We start from the raw sequence: 2,178 nt of genomic DNA, 5'->3' as shown, positions 1-2,178 counted from the left end.
TCGCCGCCGCGGTCGCCGCCGGCGGCGAACATCCGGCGTGCCTCGTCCGCCGCGGCCATGGCCGCCGCGAATTCGCCGAGCCCCCGCCGGGCGCGCGACTCCTGAACTCGCGCCCGCGCCAGGACGAGCCGGCTGCCCCCGGCGGTGGCCCTCCCGGCCGCCCGTCCGGCCGCCGCCAGCTGGCCGTGGTAGTCGCCCAGCAGATCCAACACGTCAGCCAGCGCCAGGTCGATCCGCGGATCGGTTCCCGCCGGGGGCGGCAGGCGCCGGAGCTGCTCCAGCGTGGCCAGGGCGTCGGCCCCCCGGCCGGATTCGCGCAGCACGGCCGCCAGGCTCAGACCGTGCTCCAGATTGTCGGGGAAGAACGTCCAGAGGCTGCGGTAAACCAGCACCGCCTCGGTCCACTTGTAGCGGGCAGCGTGCAGGCGGGCTTCGATCACCAGGCGCTCCTCGCGGCTCAGACCGGCGGACCGGTCGAACGCCTGCTGGAGTTCCTCCCGCGCCCGGGCGTCGTGGCCCAGTACGGTCCAGGCGTCGGCCAGAGCCAGGTGCAGCGCCGGACGATCGGGCGCCCGTTGCATGGCGTGCTCCAGCGGGACACGGGCGGATTTGGCGTCCAGGCGGCGCAGGTGGGCGAGTCCCTCGGCAAAGAGCCGCATGGCTTCGGGGTCTTCGGGCAGGACCGCCCGGGCCGGGGCGGCGCCGTCCGCTCCGCCGGGACGGGCACGCAACCGCCGGAGCATTTCCGCGCTCAGACCGGCGACCAGGCGGAACAGGTCGGACTCGGAACCGGCCGCATCCAGCCGGGCCACGGTGCCGCCCGAAGCGACTTCCTGAACCACGGCCCGGATGCGGATCCGTCCGTCGGCCGCGGCGAATGTGCCGGCCACCACCAGATCGGAACCGATGGCGTCGCGGACATGCCCCAGGGATTCGACGGAGAACGTCTCGCCGGCGGCAGGCGCCAGCTCCAGTTCCAGGCGGCCCACGTTCTCACCGGGGATGAGGCGGACATCCGGCGACGCGGCCAGGTCGGCGCGAAACATCTCGGCCAGTGCGGTGGACAACCAGACCGACCCCGCATCCTCGCTCAGGTCGCGAAAGTCGAACACCGCCACCGCCCGCCGCGGCCGATCCCCGCCGCCGCCCGCATGCTGTTCCCACGGCCGCCACAGGCACAGGCCGCCGGCGAGCGCCAGCGCGGTGGCCGCGGCGTACAGCCACAGCCGGCGCCGACGCAATGGGGCGCCGACGGCCGTTGGCGGACCGGCTGATTCCGTGCTTCGGACGCCCAGAGCGGTGAGGAAGTCCCGGGCCCGCGGAAACCGCGCCGCCGGATCGCGCGCCAGGCAGCGCAGGATGGCGGCCTCCCACGCGGGATCCAGTCCCGCGACATGTCGGCTGGGCGGCGTCGGCGGCTCCCGCAGGCTCTTGACCGCCGCGGCGATGGCGTTGTCGGCGGTGTAGGGAAGGGTGCCCGTGACGAGCTCGTAAGCCACCACGCCGAGAGCGTAGACGTCGGCCGCCGGTGTGACCGGCGTCCCCTCCAGCTGCTCCGGCGCCATGTAGAAAGGCGTCCCCACGGCGCCGGTGGGTTGGACGTCGGAGTCGGCGCCCGCCGGGGCGTCCGGGCGGGCCAGTCCGAAATCGGTGACCACCGCCCGCTCGCCGCCTCCCGGTCGGGGGACCAGCAGGACGTTGCCGGGTTTGAAATCCCGGTGGATCACACCGGCGGCATGGGCGGCGTCCAGCGCGGCCGCCAGTTGAGCCAGCAGCTCTCCGGCCGCAGCCGGAGCAAGTCGCCCGCCGCTCCGCAGCCGCTGGGCCAGAGTGGGGCCCTCCAGCAGCTCCATCGTCAGAAAGACCGTGGCGGCTGTGGGTGACGCCGACGGCGTCTCGGCGCGATGCACGCCCAGGTCGAAAATCCGGCAGACGTTCGGGTGGGTGACCCGGCGCGCCAGCTGAATCTCGCGCTTGAAGCGGGCCACGGACACGCCCCGCTCGAGGCGGTCGGTCCGCAGCGTCTTGAGGGCCACTCGGAGGTGGAGTTCCAGATCGAGCGCTTCGTACACCTCGCCCATGCCGCCGCGGCCCAGGAGGCGGAGGATCCGGTAGCGCCCGGCCAGGATGGCGCCGGGCGGGATCAGCGTCTCGGGGTGCGGCGGCGACTGCTCCAGG

At 74.1% G+C, this 2,178-nt stretch carries 1 protein-coding gene; it reads right to left on the bottom strand.

The annotated features are described in order from the left end of the window. Positions 1-2,178 (bottom strand): protein kinase (locus tag GX414_14850; GenBank protein NLI48379.1); only part of this gene is annotated, 2,178 nt, incomplete at both ends.

The organism is Acidobacteriota bacterium (assembly GCA_012517875.1).
GTDB lineage: Bacteria > Acidobacteriota > JAAYUB01 > JAAYUB01 > JAAYUB01 > JAAYUB01.
This window is presented reverse-complemented; position numbering and strand designations above follow the sequence as displayed.